This is a genomic window from Chishuiella sp., assembly GCF_032109125.1.
Lineage (GTDB): Bacteria > Bacteroidota > Bacteroidia > Flavobacteriales > Weeksellaceae > Empedobacter.
The window spans coordinates 1-4,310 of record NZ_DAMCLZ010000030.1 but is presented as its reverse complement, the minus strand read 5'-3'; the positions used below and the strand labels follow the sequence as shown (position 1 = coordinate 4,310).

The 4,310-nt window shown below is 26.7% G+C and carries 5 protein-coding genes; all 5 read right to left on the bottom strand.

Annotated features, from left to right (window positions below; translation table 11 throughout):
• Positions 1-23: 23 nt before the first annotated feature.
• The 5 genes from RT575_RS15525 to RT575_RS15505 are packed head-to-tail and all read right to left on the bottom strand — an operon-like array spanning position 24 to position 4,242.
• Complete coding sequence (locus RT575_RS15525) at positions 24-761, bottom strand: hypothetical protein (RefSeq protein ID WP_313567248.1); 738 nt, start codon at positions 759-761, stop codon at positions 24-26.
• 16 nt (positions 762-777) lie between these two features.
• Positions 778-1,755, bottom strand: coding sequence for a hypothetical protein (locus RT575_RS15520; RefSeq protein WP_313567247.1), 978 nt, complete (start codon positions 1,753-1,755; stop codon positions 778-780).
• 6 nt (positions 1,756-1,761) lie between these two features.
• A complete protein-coding gene (locus RT575_RS15515; protein WP_313567246.1) occupies positions 1,762-3,111 on the bottom strand; it encodes a S8 family serine peptidase in 1,350 nt (449 codons plus the stop codon).
• Positions 3,111-3,719 carry a hypothetical protein gene (locus RT575_RS15510; RefSeq protein WP_313567245.1) on the bottom strand — a complete coding sequence of 203 codons (609 nt, stop codon included), beginning with the start codon at positions 3,717-3,719 and terminating at the stop codon, positions 3,111-3,113. The genes RT575_RS15515 and RT575_RS15510 overlap by 1 nt, the downstream gene beginning before the upstream one ends.
• 1 nt (position 3,720) lies before the next feature.
• Positions 3,721-4,242: a hypothetical protein gene (locus RT575_RS15505; RefSeq protein ID WP_313567244.1), complete on the bottom strand. Its 522-nt coding sequence runs from the start codon at positions 4,240-4,242 to the stop codon at positions 3,721-3,723.
• Positions 4,243-4,310 lie beyond the last annotated feature (68 nt).

Here is a 4,310-nt window from a genome sequence, read left to right as displayed (position 1 = left end):
AATATTAAATAAAAACTCTACTTTTAAGTGTTCTTAACAAGGGGAAGATTACAAACTATATTAAATGGATGCTTCTTTTTATTATCATCATTTAAAGACATTGCTATGTAATTATAAGAACCTGAAGCAGTAGCGTTAGGTAATACTCCTCTTGATAAATCAGAAACAATTTGTGTTTGATATACAGCTCCATCATTGTTATAAGTATCAGGTAATAATATACCTTCTTTATTTGCTACATTCAAAATACCAGAGAGCATAGTTGATTTACCAGAACCTGGTAATCCAACAAAATATACGTCAGTACGACCTTCTTCCATAGGAGGTAAATCCTCTATTTTTTTGAAGACTGTTATTCGATTAGAATTTGAATAATATTTAATAGAGTTTATAGTTCTTTGTGAAATTCCTTCATCTTCTAAATCATCAAAAGTAATGTAGCCATTATTAATGTTATTTCTAATCTCATCTACAGTAACTCGCTTTCTAACGATTTTTTTTAAAAATTCATTTTTTTCTTCTTGAATTTTTAGTCTGGCAATTTTTTCCTCTTCTTCTTTTCTCGCTAATTCAGCAATAGCTCTTTCTTGTGCTTCAGCTAAGTTAATTTTACTTTCAATTTGACGATATTTATCTACAGCTAAACCTGCCTGCTTAAATTCATCAAAAGAAATTTCTCCCTTTTCTATTATCGAAATAATATTTGAAACCTCTAAAGTGTTTGCATTTTGTAATATTATTCTTTTTTGTATATCGTTCATTGTTATTGGTTGTTAATTATAATTCTATCGATGTCCCATTATTAGTAGTTCCATCATTTTTTGTACGAGATGTAGTTGTGTACGACCTTACTTTTTCTGAGAAAAATGGGATCAAAATAAAAATATTAATCAGAAGTACAATAATGATTGTTAAAGTATAATTTGGTTCAAATTTTTGATTTATTTTTTTTGGATTATTTAAGGATAAAGTATCTTTATTATAATTAATTAGTATTGGTGTATTATCTACTGGTAATTCAGTAATTTTATCATTTATCAACTTTATTGACTGATCAACATATTCATTTAGCTTTACATAAGTACCAACTAAACTTAATCTATTCCAATTATTAAATGTAGATTTATACTTATCTGTATTCTTTTTAATGGTTGAATCAAAATTAGCAGAATTCGTTTCAATATTTTTTATCATAGGCGTTAGTCTTGCACTCGCTACTTGATTTACATTTAAATATTTTCTATCATTTAAAATTTCTGGTGCAATACTATATGGATTAGTAGTCAATGTATTTCTCAACTGATTAGATCCACTATCTTTATATGTTTTAAGCTTAGTTTTAAGATCTGCTTCAAAATCTTCAATTGATTTTTTTGATCGTTCTTTATAAATTATAGAAGCGCTATCTACAACTGATAATTTAGCTAAAGCATCTTTCTGAATTTCTTTTTTTGCATTAAATTCTATATTAACAAAATGTGACATTAATATAAAGCTTGTAAAAAATAGTATTAAATAAAGTCCCCATAATAATGAAGAAGAATGCATAAATTTATTTTTATACATTAACTCTTTATTTTTTACTAATAATTGAATTAAAAAATAATAACAAATTACTATAAAGATACTTGCCAATACACTAAAAATAATATTACCCTCTAATATATAAAGTAGACCTAAAAAATTAGCTACAAAAAGGATTAATAAAAATATTGATGAAACAATATCGACAAATAGGAAGTTTTGTTTTTTCATTTTATTCTAAATTGATTTTATATTAAGCAGTTTTATTTTATTCATTTCTACTGTATTACTTTTTAACACATTCATTACATCATCAAATTTATAATTTGGATATTTAGATTTTATTAAGCCTATAAAGCCACTTATTATAGGAGCCGACATACTTGTGCCATCTAAATATTCATATAAATTATTAGGCTTTGCTCCATAAATTTGTTCTCCAGGCACATAAATTGTATTGTAATTGCCAAAATTACTGAAACTCGCAAGTTTACCATTACGTGAAACCGTACTTACTTTAATTGTTTTGTCTGATCGTTGAAATGGATCAAGACCTGTAAGTTGTTTATTATTCCCTGCAGCTATTACAGTTATAACATTTCTTTCTTCTCCATATAGAAAAAGTTGATTCCAGAACTCTTCAAGATCTTTTGTTTGAGTTTTTATTATTTTCTTTTGTTCATCTAATGAAATATCACTCTTTTGTAATGGTAATTCAGTACCTAAGGATAAATTAATTATGGATGCTTTATTCTTTATTGCATACAATATTGCATCTATAACATAAGACATAGAAATCAATCCATTATTATCTTCAACTTTTATAGGCATATAATTACACTCTGGGCAAACACCATTATAAGTATTACTATTTCCTATGGCTATAGAAGCTACATGTGTTCCGTGATTAATTAATGATGGGCTTACGTCAGAATTTTTAGTTGAAGTATTATATGGTTTAATACTTTTTCCTAACAACGTTTCATGATTCAAATCAAACCCATTATCTACAATTGCTATTACTGTTTTAGGATTACCTAGAGTAGAATTCCAAGCATTTTGAACGTTAATATATTTTAGAAACCAATTTTCATTACTTACTATTTTTAACTTTTCCGTGTAATTATTATTCATTTGAAACATCATTTCATCCCAAACTAATAAACTATCTTTTAGGAGATTTGATTTGACTTCAAGTTTAAACTTTTCTCTCTCTAATTCAGGTAATTTTACTTGTAATCGATTGATAACAGAATCTATGTATACAATTTCAAAACTTGGATCTTTATAGACTTTTTTTAAATCTTCCGCAAACTGAAAAATTGTTTTCTCATTATTTTTAAGAGCTATATTAACTATATTTGAAACAATTCTTCTGTTGTTTACAGAATCTATTATTAATTCATCTGGATTGATAGGGTGAATTACTTGTAAAGATTCATCGTTTTTAAAATCATTTTCCGTTAAATAATTACTAGTAATAGCTATACTCCTATTTAAAAATAAAAACCAAAAAACTGTACTTATAATAATAAATACAATAATTAATAAATAGTAATAAAAAGGATAATTTGTATTATTTTTCATTACTGTGGACAATTAACAACGTATTCCCATACCGTACCAGACTCTGGAGCAGAGATTCTTACACTACAAAACTGAGGTTTACCAGATGTAGGTTGATAATCAAACGATAGTTGCCCAACACCTGATACCATTTGATTAGAAGTAGCTACAATTTTTCCATTATAAATCACCTCAATTTTATCTGGTAAATTGTTCATATTATAATTAATTACAACTTTACCTGGCACATTTCCTAAATTATGTGTAGTTTCTGTGTGTCCTTGACCTCCTGATTCAACTTTAGCATTACATTGCACTATAGCTTTTTTTTGACTTATATTACATTGTTCTATCTGCTCCTCTAATAATTTAATATACCGATCTTTTCCTTCAACAAGCTCTTTAGTTGCTTTCAATTCTGAACTCTCAACATAAATTGAGTCATAATATATTGTATCTTGACTTGATTTATTTATTGTGTCTTTATATTGTAAATAATGATTGTTGTTAATGATTTTTTGATAAGGTTTAAAATTTACTGTCCATAACAATGCATATATTAACAAACCTATTAATGAAAATAATAGAATATAGAAAAGCCACCAATATTTATAAAAAAACTTACTCATATTAAGAATATATTAATGATTTATACCAGAAAACCAATACAATTAGAATAAGCAGCACTACCAATAACCACCAATATGTTGCCGCAAACCATTTTAAAAACTCTAAAAAACCCTTCTTTTTAACAATAGGTTCTTCGACCTCTTCTTGCTCCTCTATTATTTCTTCAGCAGGCTCTTCCTCTATAATATCTTCTTTAAGATCATTGAGTGGCTCTTCTTCAACATCTATTGGAATGTCAAGATTCTCATTTATACCACTATTATTATCGGTTTCGAGAGGCAACAAATCTTCCTGATAATTATTTTCAATAAGGTCATCTTTTACGTCATTTAATTGCAAATCTGGCTTATAAATTTGTCTATTATCAAATTTCCATCCCCAAACGATTACAATGTCTTGACCATTTGTATAAATAAAATTATCATTCTCATTAAATACTTTTTCTAAAATTTCTGCCCAATTTATTGCATCGTTATCTCGTTGAGATTTGAAATTTTCAATTCGCTGTCTAATAACTTCCAAAAACTCAAAATACTTTTGTAATCTTCCCTAAAAACCGGACCGTTTAAAAATATAGTTTATTAACTTAG